This window comes from Trinickia terrae (assembly GCF_005144415.1).
In the GTDB taxonomy this organism is placed as follows: domain Bacteria; phylum Pseudomonadota; class Gammaproteobacteria; order Burkholderiales; family Burkholderiaceae; genus Trinickia_A; species Trinickia_A terrae.
Genome location: NZ_SWJE01000006.1, coordinates 87,181 through 104,979, shown reverse-complemented (window position 1 = coordinate 104,979; position 17,799 = coordinate 87,181). Strand labels below are relative to the sequence as shown.

Sequence of the window (17,799 nt, the reverse complement as noted above, 5' to 3'; positions counted from 1 at the left end):
ACGGCCATGATCGACAAGACCTTGAGTTTCCTGCTGGACGAGCTGAACGGCTACTTCAGCCTGCACCTGCAAAGCCACGACAAGGTGGCGGTGCTGTCCAGTCTTGCCAATGCGGACGGCAGCCCGGTTGCCGGGCTCAGCGGCAAGCTGATCCTGACGCTGGTCAACATCGGCAAGGAGGCGGCGGCGCCCGCGCTCGGCATTCCCACGCGGGCCGACGGCGGCGGCTACGTCCGCAATGCCGCGCCGCTCAACCTGAACCTTTACATCATGGTGTCGGCGTCGTTCGGCAGCTACATGGATTCGCTGCGCATGCTCAGCGGCGCGCTCGGTTTTTTCCAGGGCAGGCCGAGCTTCGATTCGCAAAGCTGCGCCGGCCGCTTTCCGCCGAATCTGGAGAAGCTCTCGGCCGAGCTCGTGAGCATCAGCACGCAGGAAATGAACAACCTGTGGGGCATCCTGGGGGCCAAGTACCTGCCATCGGCCGTGTTCAAGCTGCGCATGATCACGCTGCAGCAGGGCTGGGCCGATGCGATGGTGCCGGAAGTGCTCAAGCCGGAGGCCAGTGTGGGGCCCCGCGCATGAGTCCGCTCTTCACCCTTCAATGCCGGCATGGCTACTTTGCCGACGGCGTGTGCCGGGCCTTGAGCCTTGCGCCGACGCCGAACTGCGCCCAGCTGCTGGCGCGCTATCGGTTGCGATTCCAGCCGCTGCCCGGCGGCGGGACCGTGCACTACGAGGACGGCGCGAGCCCGCTCGCGCAATTCACCGAAAGCGCGCCGCTGGCGTTCTGGCTGATCAGCCGCGACCCGGCGCTGTCCGACTATACCGACGTCGCCGGGAAGCGCGCCGCCGGCCTGTTCTACTTCGACAACCTGCATTGCGAGCCGGAAACGGAAACCGGCAGCACGCTCTCCGGCGGCCCGCTCGCCGTACCGTGCCTGCCGGCGCGTCCGCCGCGTTTCGGCCTGCCGGTCGACCCGCCGCGGCGGGCGGCGCGGCTCGAGCTGTTCGGCCCGTTGCCCGGCGCCGTGCCCGTCTGGCAGGCGCAAAGCCCTGATGCGTCGCTCGCCGCCTTGCCGCTGGACTTCGGCGCGCTGGACGAGGGCCGCTATCGGCTGAACGCGGACGGTGTCCAGCTGCTCGACTTCTGGCTGGGCAACCCGCCTGCGAATGCCTGGGGCGTCGCGGCGATCTACCTGGGCGGCCCGCGGCTGGCGGACAGCGTGCCGGCGGCGGCGTGCGCCATCGGCCGCACAGGCGAGATCAGCGTCAGGACCTACGGCATCGAGCTCACCGCGCGGAGCCTGCTCTGGCGTTATCACCTGATCGGCCGAAGCGAAATGAATTTTGCGAACTACCAGCTGGTGGCGAACCGCACGGCGGGCGGGCCAGTGCATTTCGACGGTGCGCCGGGCGATCCGGTCGCCGGCCAGCCGAGCTACTGCTTCACCGCGCGCGAGCCGCTGGCGCTGGCCGAACGGCCGGGCGATACGGTCAGCGTGCAACTGGCGTCGCTGCTGCATGCGCGTCCGCAGCTGAGCGTGAACCTGGCCTACCCGCGGCCGGGCAACGTCAGCGGCGCTCAAGATGGGCAGCAATTTGCCGATGTCTTCGTTTATCTCTAGCGCGTTTCTGGAGGAGGGATCTCATGGCCGAACGTAGCCCCAGGATGCATCCGCCTGCCGTCCAGGCGGCAGAGCCCCATACGCATGCCAAATCGATGGCGAGCGAGCGGCATAGCGGGCTGACGCAGCTCGCGGCCGATATCGCCGCCAGTCCGCGCATGGCGGCGCAGCGCAAGCAGATCGGCGGCTTGCCGGTGCCGAGGCCGGGCAAGAAGGAGAAGGTGCCGGTGCAGGGCAGGTTCGATGGGGCGCAGTTAAAGGGCTCGCCCAGGAAAAGGCCCGTGCAGAAAGCGGGTCATGCGGGTGGCGCCCGCAAGGGAAAGCCATTGCAGAAAAAAGAGGAGGAACCTGCCGACAGAAGCGGTCTGCCTGCGCAGTTGAAGCATGGCATCGAGAGCTTGTCCGGCTACTCGATGGACGACGTCAAGGTGCATTACAACTCGTCCAGGCCGGCGCAGTTGCAGGCGCACGCCTACGCGCAGGGGACCGACATTCACCTGGCTCCCGGCCAGGAGCGCCACCTGCCGCATGAGGCCTGGCACGTCGTGCAGCAAAAGCAGGGGCGGGTGCGGCCCACCATGCAGATGAAGGGCGGCGTGCCGGTCAACGACGATCAGGGGCTGGAGCGCGAAGCGGATGTGATGGGGCAACGGGCGGTGCAGATGCGTGCGCAGCCGCCTGGGGAAAAAGCGCATTTGCCTATCCCGGGCTCCAGTGATTCGCGCGTGGCGCAGCGCTACACCGTCGAGAACGGCTATCGCATCTCGGCCGCGCGCGAACTGGCGATCGCCGACAACAAGGAGGAGAAGACGTTCTTCGCCAAACCGGCCGCCGTAGTGCGTTCGAACGCCATTCTCGCAGGCATGAAATCGAAGGTGAAGCTGACACCCGGCGCGGCCGCGCCGGCGGTCCTCGCGAACATGATCGCGGTCACTCCCGCGAACCGCGAGGAAGGCAAACCGGAGGTGTTCGATGTCAACGAGTGCATCGACGTTGCCGACCGCGTTACCAACTCGGGTCAGACGCATGCCGTCTACAAACCTCTGGGCAATGGCCCGAAGCATTTGCATGCATTGAGGGCATACGACCTGGGAGCGCTCAACAAGCTGATCGAGGTGCTCGTCAAAACGCCTGATGTCGCCCCGGCGCATGTCATCGACGCGCAAAAGGGACTCGAACCAAAAGATCTGGCGCCTAACTTTGCGTTTACGTTAGGCAATGTCGCCGTCGCTACCAACTCGCCGGCCGATGCCAGCAACGCGCTGAAACCGAAGCTGCCGAATCGCAACCTGCGCATCGCGTTGCTCGCGAACGTGCTTCGGGATCAATTCACGAACATGCCTCAGGTGCAGCAGGAGATCGTCGACCAGGTCAACGAGCTGCTCGGGGCGATCACGCTGAAGACGACCGAAGACAAGGACGACGCCGAGGTTGAGACCTGGGCCACGCTGATCAATTCACTGATCGACCAGACCAAGTCCATGCACAGCGACGCGTATTCGAAGATGCCACCGCAGGAACAGAGCAAGCGCGCCGCGCAGTTGGGAATCAACGAGGCCGCGCAGCCTGACATCGGCGAATCCTATGCCACGATGAGCACGCGCAAACCGAATGAAAAGGATGGGGATAAGTGGACTTTTCACTTTGCGGCGGTCGTTGCGCGCGACCAGAATGACTCGATCACACTTGAGAACTACAACCGGAGGGGTGACAACGCAGGAAATTCAAAGTGGTATTTCGACATGCATGGCGCGCACAATCAGTCGTTCCATGCGAAGCATAAAGACACGGTTGCCGATGGCGTAACGGTGCGGATGGGCGAGGAAGCCACGGTTGAAATGCGCGCGCAGTTCGTAAGGGATATCGAATCGAAATGCGGGGCGGTTCCGCTTCCGATCCGCACGCGTATCCAGGACGCGAAGACGCGCGCCGAACTGGCGGCAATCTATGCCGACGCGGTGACTGCGTGATCCACCCAACGCAATGTCCGGTGACGTCGGCCTGAGCGCGGTATGGGCGAATGCGCCATGAATCCGGCGCTCCGCGCTTAAACAATTGCGAACGGCCGCAAGCATAAAAAGATTTCTCATCCACAAACGGGAAACGGACCATGTTCAACAGCACCGTCCTCGAAGTCGGCATCGGCATCATCTTCTGCTTCTGCGCCGTCAGCCTGATCGTCAGCTCCATCAACGAGGCCATCGCCTCCGCGTTTCAGTTGCGCGGCAAGTACCTGCTGCAAGGCATCAAGGACCTGCTGAACGACCCGAATCTCGATGGCCTGGCGCTCGACATCTACAACCACGCCCTGTTCAACCCCAACAGCAGCGGTGACGCCGGCGGCCAAGCCGACCTGACCAGCAAGCCGGCCTACGTGCCGCCGCGCCAGTTCGCGCTGGCGCTGGTGGACATCCTGCAGACCAACATCCCCGACGCCGGCGATCTGGCCGGCGCGATCCAGAGCGTGCCGGACCCGCAGCTGCGCCAGATGCTTCAGGGGCTGTACCAGCGCGCAGCCGGTGAAACCGCGCAGTTCGAGACGGAGATCGCCGCCTGGTACGACAGCGCAATGCAGCATGTTTCCGGCGACTACAAGCGCACCCTCCAGTTTTGGACGGTCCTGTTCGGCCTCGCCGTCGCCATGCTGATGAACATCGACGCGCTGCACCTGTTCAAGGTGCTGTGGATGCATCCGGCCTTGGTGCAAGGGCTGGCCAGCGATCAACTGGCCAGCGCCAGCAGCGCATGGAACCAGTTGAGCATCAGCGGACTGCCGATCGGCTGGGACGCCGCGCCGTTCGACTACAAGAACGGCAAGCTGGCTCTGCACTACTCGAGCGATCAGTTGCTGGCGATGTCGGCCGGCTGGCTGATCACCGCATCGTCGACGCTGTTCGGCGCGCCGTTCTGGTTCGACCTGCTGCGCAAGGCCGGCGACCTGTTCGGAGGCGGGCGCAGAGCGGCTTAGCGGTCAGTCAGGCATGGCCAAGCGCGGCCATGCCGGCCCGATACGCGCGCGTGAACTCGTCGAGTCCTTGCGTGCCGCCGTTGACCAGCCGGCGCGCGCTCTCGAAGTCGTTGCGCAGCAGCGCGGCATCGATCGCCTGCGCATGCGGCTTGAGAAAGGCGGCCAGCAGGCTCGCGGCGACGTCGGGGTCGCAGGCCCGCTCCGGCTGGCTGGCCAGATCCGGCTCCCCGGCCAGCGGGCCCAAGCTGGTGTAGTTGGCGCGTCCGGTCAGCTGGATGAATCCTCGTCCCTTGAACGTCGCTCCGTCGCTGGGCCCCAGATTGCCGAGGTCCTTGCGATGATCGTAGAGGTCGAAGGGCTTGCCGCCCTTGCTGGTATTGAGCGCCGAGGGGCGTTCCTCTTCCGGCGTGAAGCTGGCGACCTCCACGCGGATGGTGGCGAGCGCCGCGACGACCAGCGTCAGTTCGGTCTGCTGCGCTGCTTGCAGAGCCAGCAGGACGCGCGGCAGATGCGTCTGGATGTTGGCGAGCGGCGTATCGGGAAACATCGCCCGGACCGCCTCGATGGGGATGTTCGGCGCTGCCTGGGGCTGGGAGCCGGTTGTCGGGGGCCGGGGCACCGCCCGCAGCGCGGCTGCGGTTTGCGGCCCGACCACGCCGTCGGCGCTCAGTCCGGCGCTGCGCTGAAATGCCAGCACGGCATCGCGTGTGAGCGGGCCGAACGTGCCGTCGCAGGATCCGGCCGCGAAGCCGTGCGCCAGCAGTTGCTGCTGCAGCGTAACCACGTCGGGGCCGTGGTTGCCCAATTTCAGGGTATTCATCGCCGCTATGTCCTCGCGCCACGCCCGCTCTTCGCGGTCGATTCATCGCTCGCGAACAGCGCGGCGAGCCAGTCGATCAACACGCGAACCCTCGTGCTCAGGTGCCGGTTTTGCGGGTACGCGACGAAAACGGGAATGGGATCCGATACCCATTCGTTCAGGACGGCTTCGAGCTCGCCGCTTCGAAGGTGCGTGGCGACGGAAAACGTCAACGCGTGTACGACACCGAGACCGGCGAGGCTCAAGGTCAGACCCGCCATGACGGCGTTCGTGGTGAGTCCGCGCTGATTCTGCAATTCGACGCGCTCCCCCTCTTTTGCCACCACAATGGGAAAGGGCCGATTGGTTCGCGAAGCGATCGTTCGAATGACGACATGGCCATGCTCGAGATCCGACGGATGTGAAGGCCGCCCGTGCTCGTCCCAGTACGCCGGCGTCGCACATAGAATCTGCCTGACGGCGCCGATCTGTCGCGCCACCAGTGATTGATCCAAGACGTCCCCTGCGCGCACGACGCAGTCGACGTTCTCTGCAATGAGATCGACCGGGCGGTCGCTGAGTCCGAACTCGAACTCGATATCCGGATAACGCTCGAGGAACGCCGGCAACGCGGGAAGGATCACGGACAGACCCAACGGCACGGGCAGGTCGACACGCAGGCGCCCTCGCGGGCTGCTCTTCGCATGCGACATCGAGCCCTCGATCTCCGCGAGATGGCTCATCAACTGCAGCGCGCGCTCGTAGTACTCCGCGCCATCCGCTGTCGTCGACACCTTGCGCGTCGTCCGGTTGAGCAGCTTCGTGCCCAACTCGGCTTCAAGCGACGCGATCAGACGGCTGACGGCCGTCTTGGGCAAATCGAGCGTCTGCGCGGCCTTGGTGACGGTCCCGCTCTCGACCACTCGAATGAACGCCTGCATCGCCTGAAACTTGTCCACCATCCGACTCCTGCATTGTTTCACTGAAGAAATAGTGTGGAATCGTAGCAGCGGTTTATCCCTTTGCGTGCGCCCGGTATCGTTCGCTCATCGAAATCGTCGACGAACCTGAACGGCGCCTCGCGCGGAGCACGGAGGTCGCTCGTGCCGCTTTCACGGTCACGTCGAGGTTCGTTTCATAAAGGGAAAGTCACCATGTCTATCGCTGTAGAAACGCAAGCCGCGGACCGCCCGAAGGCGGTGGTCATCGGGGTCGGGCCGGAGCAGGGGCTCGGCGCCGGTCTATCCCGCCGGTTTGCCGCTGAGGGTCGTCACGTCATCGTCGCGGGGCGTACCGAAGCGAAGATCGAACGGGTGCGCGAGAGCATTGTCGAGTCGGGCGGCTCGGCCAGCACGGTCGTCATGGACGTGACGCGTGAGGCAGACGTGATCCGGCTGTTCGACATCGCGATGCAGGCGGACGAAAACGGCAGCGGCGCCGACCTAGTCGCATACAACGCGGGAAACAACCAGCCCTTGGACCTGCGCACGATGGAAGCGGACGTCTTCGAATCGTTCTGGCGACTGAACTGCTTTGGCGGGTTCCTCGTGGGCCGCGAGGCCGCGCGGCGCTTTGCGCCTCTCGGCCGAGGTTCGATTCTTTTCAGTGGAGCGACGGGGGCGCTTCGAGGCATGCCGAACTTCGCCCACTTCGCGTCGAGCAAGGCGGGGTTGCGAATGCTCGCCCAAAGCATGGCGCGAGAGTTCGGTCCGCTCGGCCTGCACGTCGCTCATGTCGTGATCGATGGGGGCATCGACGGTGAACGCGTGCATACGCGCTTCGCAGAGCATCTCAAGCACAAGGGTGAAGACGGGCTGCTCGATATCGACGCCATTGCCGAGGCGTTCTGGTCGCTTCATCGCCAACACCGCTCCGCGTGGACGCATGAGCTCGATCTGCGTCCTTTCAAGGAAGCGTTCTGAGCGGTCGAGAACAACAACGCAGTGAATTTTGAGGAACTGACAATGAAGCTTATCGGACCATGGTTTTCGGGCTATACCCGTCGGGTCGGCATTACGTTGAAGCTGCTCGGCATACCGTTCGAGCATCTGCCCTATCACGCGTATGAGCAGAAGGAACTCGTCCGGCCATTCAGTCCGATGGGGAAGGTGCCGGCGCTCGTGCTCGACGACGGCGCGATTCTCTATGACAGCGGAAGCATCATCGAATACATCCATGAAGCGGTCGGCTCCGAACGCGCATTGCTGGCGCCTTCCGGCGCGGATCGGCGTGATGCGCTGCAGTTCGTCGGCATTGCATCCGCGATCTACGGAAAGCTCAGCGATATCTATGACGAGTCGATCCGTCCGCTCGATCTTCAGAGCGCCCCCATTGCCGAATCGCTGCGACAGCAGGCGTTGGCCGGATTTCGGATGATCGAGTCGAGGGCAGGCAGCGGCTGGCTGGTAGGCGACGCGCTTTCGCAAGCCGACGTGATGGTCGTGATCACCTATCAGATTGCGTCGTTGGCGGTCATGCCTGACGTCGTTGGTCCGGGTGCGTTCCCGAAACTCGCCCGACTGGAGGCTCGCGCGATGGAAATGGACGAATTCGCCAGTACGCTGCCCTTCAAGCAACAGTGACTCCGTGCAAGCCTTCTCGCGGGGCTCGGGCGATATCCCGGGTCCCCGCACTCCTTCCGGCGCCGCCGATCAAGCGGGGCGAGTTCTCCGAGACTTCACAGATCTTTCCTGACCGTTTTGAACTGGCCATGCCTGCATGGCCAAGTCTGCGATCGCCTTGAGCTTTTGCCGGCTGGCTCCGTCGCGCGCCTGGACGGCCATTCCACGAGTCACGACGTTGTAAAAGGCAGCGAGGGCGGGCACATCGGTGCCGGGCGGCAGATCGCCGTCTTCGACGCCCTTGCGCAACCGCTGCGCCATCATGGCTTCAGCGTTCGCGCGGTGTTCGGCCATCGTCTCACGAATGGAAGTGAGTTCGGGGGGCAGGTGAGTGCCGGCCAGAGAGATCATGCAGCCCGAGGGGTGGCTCTCTCGAGTGAATTCCATGGCGGTGCCATCGAGAAACTTCTTGAATGCTTCTCGCGTGTCGGCCGTGCCGAACAGCTTGCCGGCGAACCAGGTGGCCGACATGCTCAGGTATGCGTCAGTCGCTTCCCTGTAGAGCTGCTCCTTGCTGCCAAACGAGTTGTAGAAGCTCGAGGGGCTGATCCCCATGAGCTGGATCAACTGGTCGAAGGAGGTTCCTTCGTACCCCTGCTCCCAGAAGAGTTGCATCGCTCGGTTCAGCGCTTGCGCGCGGTCAAAGGTAGAGGGTCTGCCGCGACCGCGCGGAGGTTGGGTATCTTTTTTTGTAGTCATGGCTCCAAAAAATGTTGACATGCTGTAGAGACAGGGTCTATTTTGCCATATCGGAGCGATTGCTCCAATAATGAATTCTTGCAGAAGGAGTCCGTGATGCAGCGAATCGTTCACACCGGCCACGGTGAGCCCGCCAAAGTGCTCAGGCTCGAAGCGCTTTCCGATGCTTCTCCACTTGCTGGCGGAATGGCTCGCGTGCGCGTGTCCGCAACCCCGGTTCACCCGGGTGACTTGCTGGGCGTTTCCGCCTCCCCGGCTTTCGGGGCGCCTCCCGTCATTCCGAGGGGAGGCCGGGTGCCCGGTGTCGAAGGCGTAGGCGTGGTGGAAGCGCTGGCTGCCGGCATCGATCCGTCACACCCGGTTCAGGTCGGTAGCCGAGTGGCCTTCCTTTCCGCCAACGGCGCCTGGAGCTCCAGAATTGCCGCGCCCGTGCAGTCACTGATACCCGTGCCTGATGAAGTGGGCGATGAGGTCGCGGCACAGATGTCGATCAACACATTGACTGCTCGACTTGCGATGCGGGCCGGTCACAACGCTTTGCCGGAAGACAAGCGTACAGATGTCACGGTCATTCAGACAGCTGCCAACTCGGCCGTCGGAAAGCTGCTGACTCATCTGCTCATCGAAGTGGGCGTCAACCCGATTCTGCTCGCCGGCTCCGCGGCGAGCGCGCAAGCGCTCAAAGCCGCCCGGCCAAACCTTCCCGTCATCGCCACGGAAAACCCCGGTTGGAAGGGCGAGCTTCGCGACGCGGTCGCGAAGAAGTCCGTCTACGTGGCGTTCGATGGCGTCGGCGGCTCGCTCTTGCCCGACGTGGCGGGCTTTCTTGCTCGCGGCGGAGCGATCATCAGCTACGGCTCCCTGGGAGGGGCTCAGACGGACATTCGTTCCATCGCCCCTCAGGCACTGACCATCAAGGGCGTGTCGTTGTTCAGTTGGCAATTCGAACCCGCGGCGGTACGCAATGCGGACTTGGCCAAGGCGCTCGAGCTCGCACACAACTTCCCGAGCCTTTTCCCCGTAGCGGAACGATATCCGGCGGCTGACTACCTGGCGGCACTTGAACATGCTGGCCGCAGGGGAAAGACCGGCACGGTGCTGCTCGCGTTCTAGCGCTGCACCACGGCTTACACAATGCCCAAGCGCCGAAGCGCTGCCCTTCGGCTTTCCATCGAAGTACCGTATGAAAGGAAGTCAGTCATGCGCGCTATCCAAAATACTGCTTTCGGCAATCCCGTCGAGACGCTGAAACTCGTTGACCTTCCAGCGCCGGCCAACCCCGGCCCGGATGAAGTGTTGATCGCGATGGAGTATGCCCCCATCAATGGCAACGACCTGGCGGTCGTCACCAATCGCTTCGCCTACTCGACTCCGCTGCCCTCGATCGTCGGCAACGAAGGCGTCGGGCGAGTTCTGCAGGTCGGCGCGAATGTCTCCGGCGTGAAAGTCGGCGACCGCGTGTTGCCTCCACTGTACGCACTGACGTGGCGCGAGCGCCTGACGATCCCGGCCAAGGGGCTGTTTGCGTTGCCTGCGAACGTCGATCCCCGGCAACTGGCCATGCTGCGCATCAATCCTCCCACGGCCGTGCTTCTGCTCGAGCGCTTCGTCGACCTCAAGGAGGGCGACTGGGTCGTGCAAAACGCGGCCAACTCCGGCATTGGCCGCACCGTGATCGCCTTGGCGAAGAAGCGCGGCCTGCGGACCATCAACTTCGTACGCCGTCCGGAATTGGTCGATGAACTGGAAGAAGCCGGCGGGGACGTCGTTCTCGTCGACGAGCCGGGCGCAGTCGACAAGGCGAAGGCCGCGGTCGGCGCGGGCAACGTGCGCCTGGCCATCGACGGTCTGAGCGGTTCGGCGGCGGCGCGCTTGATCGAGGTGCTGTCGCAAAACGGTACGTTGGTGAGCTATGCGTTCACTAGCGGTGAGCTGGTCACGCCGGTCAAGGTCGTGGATCTCCATCTGCGAGGCATCGTCGTGCGCGGCATATATATCGATCTCCCCGAATACCTGCCGTACATCGCAGACGCAATCAAGGCGTCCGCCGAACTGATGACGAGCGGCGAGCTCGACCTGCCCGTGGCCGCCGTGTATCCGCTTGCGGACTACCAACAGGCCATCGCTCACGCAATCAAGGGGGGCAAGGTGCTGCTCGACCTGCGCTCATCCAACTGACCAAGCTGTTCTCCCAAGTGCCTTGCTCCTGCGCGAGCATGGCTTAGTCGATTCACGTCGCCGCTGAGGTGTCGAAATGAAGATTGGTTTTATTGGAGCAGGTGCTGTTGCGCAGTCTCTCGCCAAGAGCGCCATTCAAGCAGGACACGAGGTTGTCTTGAGCGCTCGTCGCGGTCCGCAGGCCTTGCGCGACATCGTCGCCGAACTCGGGCCGAAGGCATCGGCGGATACGCTCCAGGAGGTGGCCCGGCTCGAGCTCGTCATGCTCGCCGTTCCATGGCTTCAAGTCCCGTCGGCCCTGGAAGGGCTACCCGATTGGGCCGGCCGCATTCTCGTGGATACCACCAACCCTTTTACGCAACTCGAGCCTGCGCTCGTTTTGGCGGACCTGGGGGGCGCGGGCGCCAGCGAGATCGTCGCCGCTCATGCGCCAGGGGCTCGCGTGGTCAAGGCGTTCAACGCCATCCGCATGGAGCACTACGACAAGGGGCCGAAGTTTCATGACGGAAAGCGCGTCATCTTCGTCTCCGGTGACGACAGGGACGCGAAGAACGTGGTGATCGGACTCGTCAACGCGTTTGGCTATGCATCAGTGGATCTTGGCGGTCTGGTTTCGGGCGGCCGCATGCAGCAAGCCGGTGGTCCGATTGCTGGTCGCGATTGGGTCTTGGCATCGTAAACCGTTGCTTCCGCGCAATTTCGTCTTTGTCTAGCCTTGCAGGCGCGACGTTCCCGAAACGTATGAAAAGACCATGAACGACACCCCAAGCGTGATATCGACCGAGCGCGTTCCGCCGAGCGACCGGCTGAGCTTCTGGCAGCACCAGGTAGAAAGCCTGCTGACTCACCTGGAATGCACCAGCTCCGCCGAAGACAGCTTCTTTGGCTCGATAAAGGTCTACGCGTCGACGCCGGCCAACCTGCTCGAGATCGACGCGGCCAGGCACGCGATCGCGCGAACGACGCCGAAGGCCGCCCAGGCCCGCGATGAGCAAGTCCTCATATGTATCCAGTCCGCAGGAGCGGCGATCGTCGAGCAAGACGGCAGGCAAGGTGTCCTTCGGCCGGGCGATATGACCGTGCTCGACACCTCGAAGTCGTTCCTTGCGGATTTTCCGTGCGAGATGGCGCAACTCGTCCTTCAGGTTCCCCGAACGCTGTTCCGCAAGCGGGTGGGTGCGCTGGAGCGTCTCACGGCAACGGTCGTGCCGGCCGAAAACCCGCTCGGAAAGATGACCTGCGAATTTGTCGGATCATTGGCCCGCGATTTCGAGCGGTTCGGCCCCACGGTCGCGCAGCGCCTGAACGAGCAGGCGCTGGACATGGTCGCGATGGCGTTCATGTCGTCGCTCGATGGCGGTCAGCCCGTCAAGACCTCCGTGACCCGGTCCATGGCCGCCTATCGCGGACGGGCATTCATCGAGGCCAATCTACGAAACGCTGCGCTCTCGCCTTGGGACGTCGCAGAGCACCTCGGGATCTCGAAGCGTTATCTCAGCGTCATTTTTGCGAGCGAAGGCCTGTCGGTCGAGCGTTTCATCCGTGAACGCCGGCTGCAGAAGTGCGCACAGGACTTGGCGGATCGCGCTCTGGCCATTCGCCCCATCGGCGACATTGCGTTCGCGTGGGGCTTCAGCAGCCTGCCCCACTTCAGCCTGTCTTTCAAGACTGCGTTCGGGACGACGCCTCGGGAGTACAGAAAGCAGGCGCTGTCTGGCCTTCAGGCTCGGTAACGGCTTCGGGCCGTGCTGCCATGTTCTGAACTCGCTTCGAGGGCGTGCGGTTCAGCCGCGTGTTTCATCGCAGGTTCGGCATGAGTCCGCGCGAGATGAGGGCGAGACTGAGCGGACCGGCATTGGACGAAAGCCGAGCCCGCCGTCGTCGGCTTCGCTGCCATTGGTGCGCGAAACGCCAACAAACTGATAACCCCGCTCGCATCGCTTCCCGATGGCCGCCGCCATATCATGTGCGTATGCACTCAAATGATCTTCAGAACGACGACTGTTTCGCCCTCCGTCAGGCTTCGCGACATATTTCGAAGCTTTACGAGCGTCATCTGTCCGAGGCCGGCATTACGCCAACGCAGTTCAGCATTCTCAGGACGCTGGACCATGGTTCGAATTTGACCATGGCTGAACTGGCCAAGGCGATGGTGATGGACCGGACGACGCTCGTCCGGGCGCTTCAACCCTTGCTCCGGCGCGGCCTGGTGGTGGCGCCGGCCGAAGGGCAGAGCAATCGGCGGCTGCGAGTCGTGCTCACGAGAAGAGGGCTGGCGAAGCTTGACGAAGCAGCCGCCCACTGGGCAGCGGCGCAAGCCAGCTTCGAGCGTAGCTTTGGGCAGCAACAGGCCGCTCATTTGCGGAATGAACTGTTCCGCATGACGGGCGACGTATCCGATAGGTAACCACACAGCAACAAACTCGTTCACTTCGGTGCATCGATACGCGAACACCTGAACTCTATTATGTGTATATGCACTACGAGCCATGCGAAGACAAACTAACCCAGATGAGCCAATGAAAATGGAAACCACGACGAATCACTACCGACCCCAACCGCGCGTGAGCGCATGGGCGGCCTCGATAGCCTCGGCGGTGGCGGCGCTCGGCCTGGCCGGCTGCGTCAACTACGCCGGCATCAAGAGCGACCAGCAGATCGCGCCTCCCGCAAAGTTCGAGACGAAGCAGAGCTTGCCAGCCGAGGGCGGGCAGTGGCCAGCGATGGATTGGGCCAAGCAGTTCGGCGATCCGCAGCTGCCCGCGCTGATCGGCGAGGCCTTGCAGGGCAATCCGACGATCGACCAGGCGCGCGCTCGCATCGAGAAAGCCTCTTCCTATGTCGGCAGCGCCAAGTCGACCCTCTACCCGAATGTAACGGGCAGCTATGCGTGGACGCGCCAGCTCTATACCGGCAACGGCATCGTCCCGCCACCGTACGGCGGCACGTGGCAGAGCGAGAACACCGTGCTCGCCAGTGCCTCGTGGGATCTCGACCTGTGGGGCAAGAATCGGGCGCGGCTTGGCCAGGCCATCTCGCAGGAAAAGGTGGCCGACGCCGAGGCCGAGGAGGTGCGTATCTCGCTGGCGGCCTCGGTGGCAAGCGCATACAACCATCTGGCGCAGCTCTATGCGTTGCGTGATATCGAAGTCCGCGAAGTGAAGAACCGCGAGGACATCGGGCACATCACGGATGGGCGCGTCGGCGCGGGACTCGACACCAACGTGGAGCGGCAGACCGCATATGGTGAAACCGCGACGAGCCGCTCGAGCGTGAGCGACCTCGACGGACAGATCACGATCGTGCGCTACCAGCTGGGCGCGTTGCTTGGTGCAGGGCCGGACCGCGGCCTGAAGATCGCCAATCCGTCGCTTGGAGAAGGCGCCAGCGTCGCGCTTCCCGACAACCTGCCTGCCGATCTGCTTGCGCGCCGCCCGGACATCGTTGCCGCCTACTGGCAGGTGGACGCGGCCATCCACGATGTGAAGGAAGCGAAGGCCGAGTTCTATCCGGACGTCAATCTTTCCGCTGCGGCGGGGCTGGACGCGTTCGGCTGGGGCCGGTTACTGACGGCCGGAAGCCGTCAGCTTCAGCTGGCGCCCGCGATTCATCTTCCCATCTTCGATGCCGGTGCGCTGCGCGCCCAATTGAAGGGCCGCTATGCCGACTTCGACTACGACGTCGCAACGTACAACCAGACGTTGATCAATGCCTTATCCGACGTCGCCACACAGGTCACGCAGATCCATTCGGACGACCGTCAGCTGGTCGACGCGCAGCAGGCCCTCGATGCGCAGACCAAGGCGTATCAACTGGCACTCGTTCGCTACAAGGCGGGCTTGAACCAGCAACTGCAGGTGCTGAACGCGGATGACAACCGGCTCGCTGCGGAAACGGCCGTCGTCAACCTCGAGATGGACCGCCGCAACAAGCAGATCGGGCTGATCAAGGCGCTCGGCGGCGGTTTCGACGCAGCGCATGCGGGCCTCGCGGCAAACACCGAAACACCGATTCCCGCGCCGTCCAACGACGCGGCAACCCACTGAATCAACTGATTGGCCGTCGCGTGTAGCGACGGACCGCACCCATTCAACTTTGTTGGAGCTATCGATGAACACACCTCAGACACCGTCGGCCAACGAGTCGGCGAAGAAACCCGGAAAACGCAAAATGCTGCTGGCGCTGCTGGCCGCTTCGCTCGGGATCGCGGGCGCCGCGTACGGCGCCTACTATTTCCTCGACGCCCGTTACCACGTGGATACCGACGATGCCTACGTCAACGGCAACGTCGTGCAAATCACGCCGCAGGTCACGGGAACCGTCATCGGGGTCAACGCGGACAACACGCAAATCGTCAAGAAGGGCGAGCCGATCGTCCAGATCGATCCCGCGGACGCAAAGATCGCACTGCAACAGGCCGAGGCCAATCTGGGCCAAACCGTTCGCAGGGTGCATGGCCTGTATGTCGACGACGACAAATTCCGCGCGGATATCGCCGAACGGCAGTCGGATTTGTCGAAGGCGCAGGACGACTTGAAACGCCGTCTTTCCACCGGCATGACGGGGGCGGTGTCGGACGAAGAAATCGCGCATGCCCGCGACGCCGTCAAGTCGGCTCAGGCCGCACTCGACGCCGCCAAGCAGCAGCTCGGCGCCAATCGCGCGCTGACGGCCAACGCTTCGGTCGAAAACCACCCCGACGTCCTCGCGAGCGCCGCACGCGTTCGCGACGCCTACCTCGCTTATGCGCGCACGACGTTGCCGGCTCCCGTGACCGGATATATCGCGCAGCGGACGGTTCAGGTGGGGCAGCGCGTTTCCCCCGGCGCGGCGTTGATGTCGGTGGTGCCGCTCGAGCAGGTCTGGGTCGATGCGAACTTCAAGGAGTGGCAGCTTCGGCACATCCGGGTCGGACAACCCGTCGAATTGACGGCCGACGTCTATGGCTCGTCGATCGTCTATCACGGCAAGGTGGTGGGCTTTACGCCGGGCACGGGGTCGGCGCTGGCGCTGCTGCCGGCCCAGAACGCGACGGGCAACTGGATCAAGGTGGTGCAGCGGCTGCCGGTGCGGATCGAAATTCCGCCTGAGGAACTGGAGAAGCATCCGCTGCGCGTGGGCCTGTCGATGAACGTGGATGTCGACGTTAAGGACCCTGCCGGCGCTCAGCTCGGCACTCAGTCCACGTCGACCTACAAGACCGATGTATTCGCCAAGTACGGCGACGAAGCCGATGCCGCCATCGCACGCATCGTCGCCGAGAACGAATGACCTTCTTGCCAGATACCCCAGCGCCGGACTATCGCCATGACCACCAACCATCCGAATCACCCCCCGCTTACAGGGCCGACACTCGCCCTGGGCTCGCTGGCCGTGGGCCTGGCGGGGTTCATGACCGTGCTCGACTCATCGATCGCCAACGTCGCCATTCCGACCATCTCGGGAAACCTGGGCGTATCGGTCGATGAAGGCACGTGGGTCATCACCGTGTTTGCCGCCGCCAATTCCGTGGCGATACCGTTGACCGGCTGGCTGACCCAGCGGCTGGGCCAGGTTCGCCTGTTCGTCGGCTCGATCCTGTTGTTCGTATTTGCGTCGTGGCTGTGCGGAATCGCGCCGTCGCTGCCGATCCTGCTGCTTGCGCGCGTGCTGCAGGGCGCCGTGGCCGGACCGCTGATTCCGATGTCCCAGGCGCTGCTGCTCAGTTCGTGGCCCAAGTCGAAATCGTCGCTGGCGTTATCGATATTCTCGATGATCGTCGTGACCGGGCCGATCGTGGGACCGGCGCTCGGCGGATGGGTGACCGACAGCTATAGCTGGTCGTGGATCTTCTATATCAACATCCCGGTCGGCCTGTTCGCTGCCGCGATGGTCTGGATGCTGTATCGCCATCGCGATACGCCGACCAAAAAGCTGCCGGTCGATATCGTCGGGCTGGTGCTGCTGACCGTCTGGGTGGCATCGCTCCAGGTGATGCTGGACAAGGGCAAGGATCTGGACTGGTTCTCTTCGAACACGATCATTGTCCTGACCATCGTCGCCGCAGTGGGTCTCGCGCTTTTCATCGTCTGGGAGCTGACGGACAAGAACCCTATTGTCGACCTCACCCTCTTCAAGCAGCGCAACTTCCTTGGCGGCACGGTTTCGATTGCGGTCGCGTATGCCATCTTCTTCGGAACGCTGGTGCTGCTTCCGCAGTGGATGCAGGAGTACCTGGGCTACCGGGCAGTCGATGCGGGGCTCGCGACGGCGCCGCTGGGCATTTTCGCGGTGATCGGCGCGCCGATCATGGGCAAGATCCTGCCTCGCACCGATGCGCGCATCCTCGGCACGGGCGCGTTCGTCACCTTCGCGATCGTCTACTACATGCGCTCGTTTTTCTACACGGATCTCAGCGAGGGCTTCATCGTCCTGCCGACCCTGCTGCAGGGCATTCCGATGGCGCTGTTCTTCGCGCCGCTGACCGTCATCATCCTGTCGGGGCAGCCGCCCGAAAAGGTGCCGGCCGCAGCGGGCCTCTCCACCTTCGGACGCATGTTCTTCGGCGGGATCGGCACGTCGATAGCGGGTGTCATATGGAACAACCGGACCATCATGCACCATGAAATCCTGACGCAGCAGTCGAGCCCGACCAACCCGATGTTCAATGCGCAATTGAACAACTACCACTCGCTGCTCGGCCTGGGCACGCAAGCGTCGTATGCGCTGTTCGATCATACGGTGCAGACGCAGGCCGCCATGCTGGGGCTCAACGACGTGTTCTACGGTGCGGCGATCGTCATGATCATCATCATCCCGCTCATCTGGATCACCAAGCCGAGCAAGGCGGGCGGGTCGAGCGATGCGGCGGCGGGTGCGCACTGATTCTCGTCATACCTCAATGACGCCGATTCGAAGAATCTCTCT

General features: G+C 63.4%; 17 protein-coding genes. 14 read left to right on the top strand and 3 right to left on the bottom strand.

The genetic code is table 11. From position 1 onward, the window contains the following. Positions 1 to 6: 6 nt before the first annotated feature. From FAZ69_RS13270 to FAZ69_RS13255, 4 genes are all read left to right on the top strand, one after another. Positions 7 to 585 (top strand): Pvc16 family protein, encoded by a 579-nt coding sequence (locus tag FAZ69_RS13270; RefSeq protein WP_136895141.1) that lies wholly within the window; start codon positions 7 to 9, stop codon positions 583 to 585. Next, entirely contained in the window at positions 582 to 1,628 is a 1,047-nt protein-coding gene (locus FAZ69_RS13265; RefSeq protein ID WP_136895139.1) for a hypothetical protein, read from the top strand. Before FAZ69_RS13270 ends, FAZ69_RS13265 begins: the two co-directional genes overlap by 4 nt. A gap of 23 nt (positions 1,629 to 1,651) precedes the next feature. Further along, complete coding sequence (locus tag FAZ69_RS13260) at positions 1,652 to 3,598, top strand: eCIS core domain-containing protein (RefSeq protein WP_240702216.1); 1,947 nt, start codon at positions 1,652 to 1,654, stop codon at positions 3,596 to 3,598. 140 nt (positions 3,599 to 3,738) lie between these two features. Further along, a complete protein-coding gene (locus FAZ69_RS13255) occupies positions 3,739 to 4,596 on the top strand; it encodes a hypothetical protein (protein ID WP_136895138.1) in 858 nt (285 codons plus the stop codon). Positions 4,597 to 4,603: 7 nt separating this feature from the next. Here the strand turns inward: FAZ69_RS13255 and FAZ69_RS13250 are convergent, their stop codons facing one another. Beyond that, entirely contained in the window at positions 4,604 to 5,416 is an 813-nt protein-coding gene (locus FAZ69_RS13250; RefSeq protein WP_136895136.1) for a peptidoglycan-binding protein, read from the bottom strand. Positions 5,417 to 5,421: 5 nt separating this feature from the next. Beyond that, positions 5,422 to 6,357 (bottom strand): LysR family transcriptional regulator, encoded by a 936-nt coding sequence (locus tag FAZ69_RS13245; RefSeq protein WP_240702215.1) that lies wholly within the window; start codon positions 6,355 to 6,357, stop codon positions 5,422 to 5,424. Positions 6,358 to 6,549: 192 nt separating this feature from the next. On the opposite strand from FAZ69_RS13245, the gene FAZ69_RS13240 reads away from it, so the two are divergent. Both FAZ69_RS13240 and FAZ69_RS13235 read left to right on the top strand, forming a co-directional pair. Beyond that, positions 6,550 to 7,317: an SDR family NAD(P)-dependent oxidoreductase gene (locus FAZ69_RS13240; protein ID WP_136895396.1), complete on the top strand. Its 768-nt coding sequence runs from the start codon at positions 6,550 to 6,552 to the stop codon at positions 7,315 to 7,317. 21 nt (positions 7,318 to 7,338) lie between these two features. Continuing rightward, complete coding sequence (locus FAZ69_RS13235; RefSeq protein WP_240702214.1) at positions 7,339 to 7,977, top strand: glutathione S-transferase family protein; 639 nt, start codon at positions 7,339 to 7,341, stop codon at positions 7,975 to 7,977. Between the two features lie 69 nt (positions 7,978 to 8,046). Here the strand turns inward: FAZ69_RS13235 and FAZ69_RS13230 are convergent, their stop codons facing one another. Beyond that, positions 8,047 to 8,829, bottom strand: a complete 783-nt coding sequence (locus FAZ69_RS13230) for a TetR/AcrR family transcriptional regulator (RefSeq protein ID WP_240702213.1) — start codon at positions 8,827 to 8,829, stop codon at positions 8,047 to 8,049. On the opposite strand from FAZ69_RS13230, the gene FAZ69_RS13225 reads away from it, so the two are divergent. The 8 genes from FAZ69_RS13225 to FAZ69_RS13190 all read left to right on the top strand — a co-directional run bounded on the left by FAZ69_RS13225 (position 8,812) and on the right by FAZ69_RS13190 (position 17,757). Continuing rightward, the gene (locus FAZ69_RS13225; RefSeq protein WP_136895133.1) at positions 8,812 to 9,828 is read left to right on the top strand and encodes an MDR/zinc-dependent alcohol dehydrogenase-like family protein; all 1,017 of its coding nucleotides are present in this window, start codon (positions 8,812 to 8,814) and stop codon (positions 9,826 to 9,828) included. The genes FAZ69_RS13230 and FAZ69_RS13225 overlap by 18 nt on opposite strands. A 21-nt stretch (positions 9,829 to 9,849) precedes the next feature. Continuing rightward, a complete protein-coding gene (locus tag FAZ69_RS13220; protein WP_206171196.1) occupies positions 9,850 to 10,893 on the top strand; it encodes a zinc-dependent alcohol dehydrogenase family protein in 1,044 nt (347 codons plus the stop codon). A 76-nt stretch (positions 10,894 to 10,969) separates the two neighbouring features. Continuing rightward, positions 10,970 to 11,572 (top strand): NADPH-dependent F420 reductase, encoded by a 603-nt coding sequence (locus FAZ69_RS13215; protein WP_136895131.1) that lies wholly within the window; start codon positions 10,970 to 10,972, stop codon positions 11,570 to 11,572. 73 nt (positions 11,573 to 11,645) lie between these two features. Then, positions 11,646 to 12,626 (top strand): helix-turn-helix domain-containing protein, encoded by a 981-nt coding sequence (locus FAZ69_RS13210; RefSeq protein WP_136895129.1) that lies wholly within the window; start codon positions 11,646 to 11,648, stop codon positions 12,624 to 12,626. Positions 12,627 to 12,706: 80 nt separating this feature from the next. Next, on the top strand, positions 12,707 to 13,300 hold the full coding sequence (locus FAZ69_RS13205) for a MarR family winged helix-turn-helix transcriptional regulator (RefSeq protein ID WP_369407743.1): 594 nt from the start codon (positions 12,707 to 12,709) through the stop codon (positions 13,298 to 13,300). A gap of 118 nt (positions 13,301 to 13,418) precedes the next feature. Continuing rightward, on the top strand, positions 13,419 to 14,939 hold the full coding sequence (locus FAZ69_RS13200) for an efflux transporter outer membrane subunit (RefSeq protein ID WP_136895388.1): 1,521 nt from the start codon (positions 13,419 to 13,421) through the stop codon (positions 14,937 to 14,939). Between the two features lie 64 nt (positions 14,940 to 15,003). Beyond that, entirely contained in the window at positions 15,004 to 16,164 is a 1,161-nt protein-coding gene (locus FAZ69_RS13195) for an HlyD family secretion protein (RefSeq protein ID WP_136895125.1), read from the top strand. Positions 16,165 to 16,200: 36 nt separating this feature from the next. After that, positions 16,201 to 17,757 carry a DHA2 family efflux MFS transporter permease subunit gene (locus tag FAZ69_RS13190; protein ID WP_136895123.1) on the top strand — a complete coding sequence of 519 codons (1,557 nt, stop codon included), beginning with the start codon at positions 16,201 to 16,203 and terminating at the stop codon, positions 17,755 to 17,757. Positions 17,758 to 17,799 lie beyond the last annotated feature (42 nt).

Bases quoted from the DNA above. Each gene is read 5' to 3' on its own strand.
- FAZ69_RS13270 (WP_136895141.1), top strand. From the start codon at position 7: ATGATCGACAAGACCTTGAGTTTCCTGCTGGACGAGCTGAACGGCTAC.
- FAZ69_RS13265 (WP_136895139.1), top strand. From the start codon at position 582: ATGAGTCCGCTCTTCACCCTTCAATGCCGGCATGGCTACTTTGCCGAC.
- FAZ69_RS13260 (WP_240702216.1), top strand. From the start codon at position 1,652: ATGGCCGAACGTAGCCCCAGGATGCATCCGCCTGCCGTCCAGGCGGCA.
- FAZ69_RS13255 (WP_136895138.1), top strand. From the start codon at position 3,739: ATGTTCAACAGCACCGTCCTCGAAGTCGGCATCGGCATCATCTTCTGC.
- FAZ69_RS13250 (WP_136895136.1), bottom strand. From the start codon at position 5,416: ATGAATACCCTGAAATTGGGCAACCACGGCCCCGACGTGGTTACGCTG.
- FAZ69_RS13245 (WP_240702215.1), bottom strand. From the start codon at position 6,357: ATGGTGGACAAGTTTCAGGCGATGCAGGCGTTCATTCGAGTGGTCGAG.
- FAZ69_RS13240 (WP_136895396.1), top strand. From the start codon at position 6,550: ATGTCTATCGCTGTAGAAACGCAAGCCGCGGACCGCCCGAAGGCGGTG.
- FAZ69_RS13225 (WP_136895133.1), top strand. From the start codon at position 8,812: ATGCAGCGAATCGTTCACACCGGCCACGGTGAGCCCGCCAAAGTGCTC.
- FAZ69_RS13220 (WP_206171196.1), top strand. From the start codon at position 9,850: ATGCCCAAGCGCCGAAGCGCTGCCCTTCGGCTTTCCATCGAAGTACCG.
- FAZ69_RS13215 (WP_136895131.1), top strand. From the start codon at position 10,970: ATGAAGATTGGTTTTATTGGAGCAGGTGCTGTTGCGCAGTCTCTCGCC.
- FAZ69_RS13210 (WP_136895129.1), top strand. From the start codon at position 11,646: ATGAACGACACCCCAAGCGTGATATCGACCGAGCGCGTTCCGCCGAGC.
- FAZ69_RS13205 (WP_369407743.1), top strand. From the start codon at position 12,707: ATGAGTCCGCGCGAGATGAGGGCGAGACTGAGCGGACCGGCATTGGAC.
- FAZ69_RS13200 (WP_136895388.1), top strand. From the start codon at position 13,419: ATGGAAACCACGACGAATCACTACCGACCCCAACCGCGCGTGAGCGCA.
- FAZ69_RS13195 (WP_136895125.1), top strand. From the start codon at position 15,004: ATGAACACACCTCAGACACCGTCGGCCAACGAGTCGGCGAAGAAACCC.
- FAZ69_RS13190 (WP_136895123.1), top strand. From the start codon at position 16,201: ATGACCACCAACCATCCGAATCACCCCCCGCTTACAGGGCCGACACTC.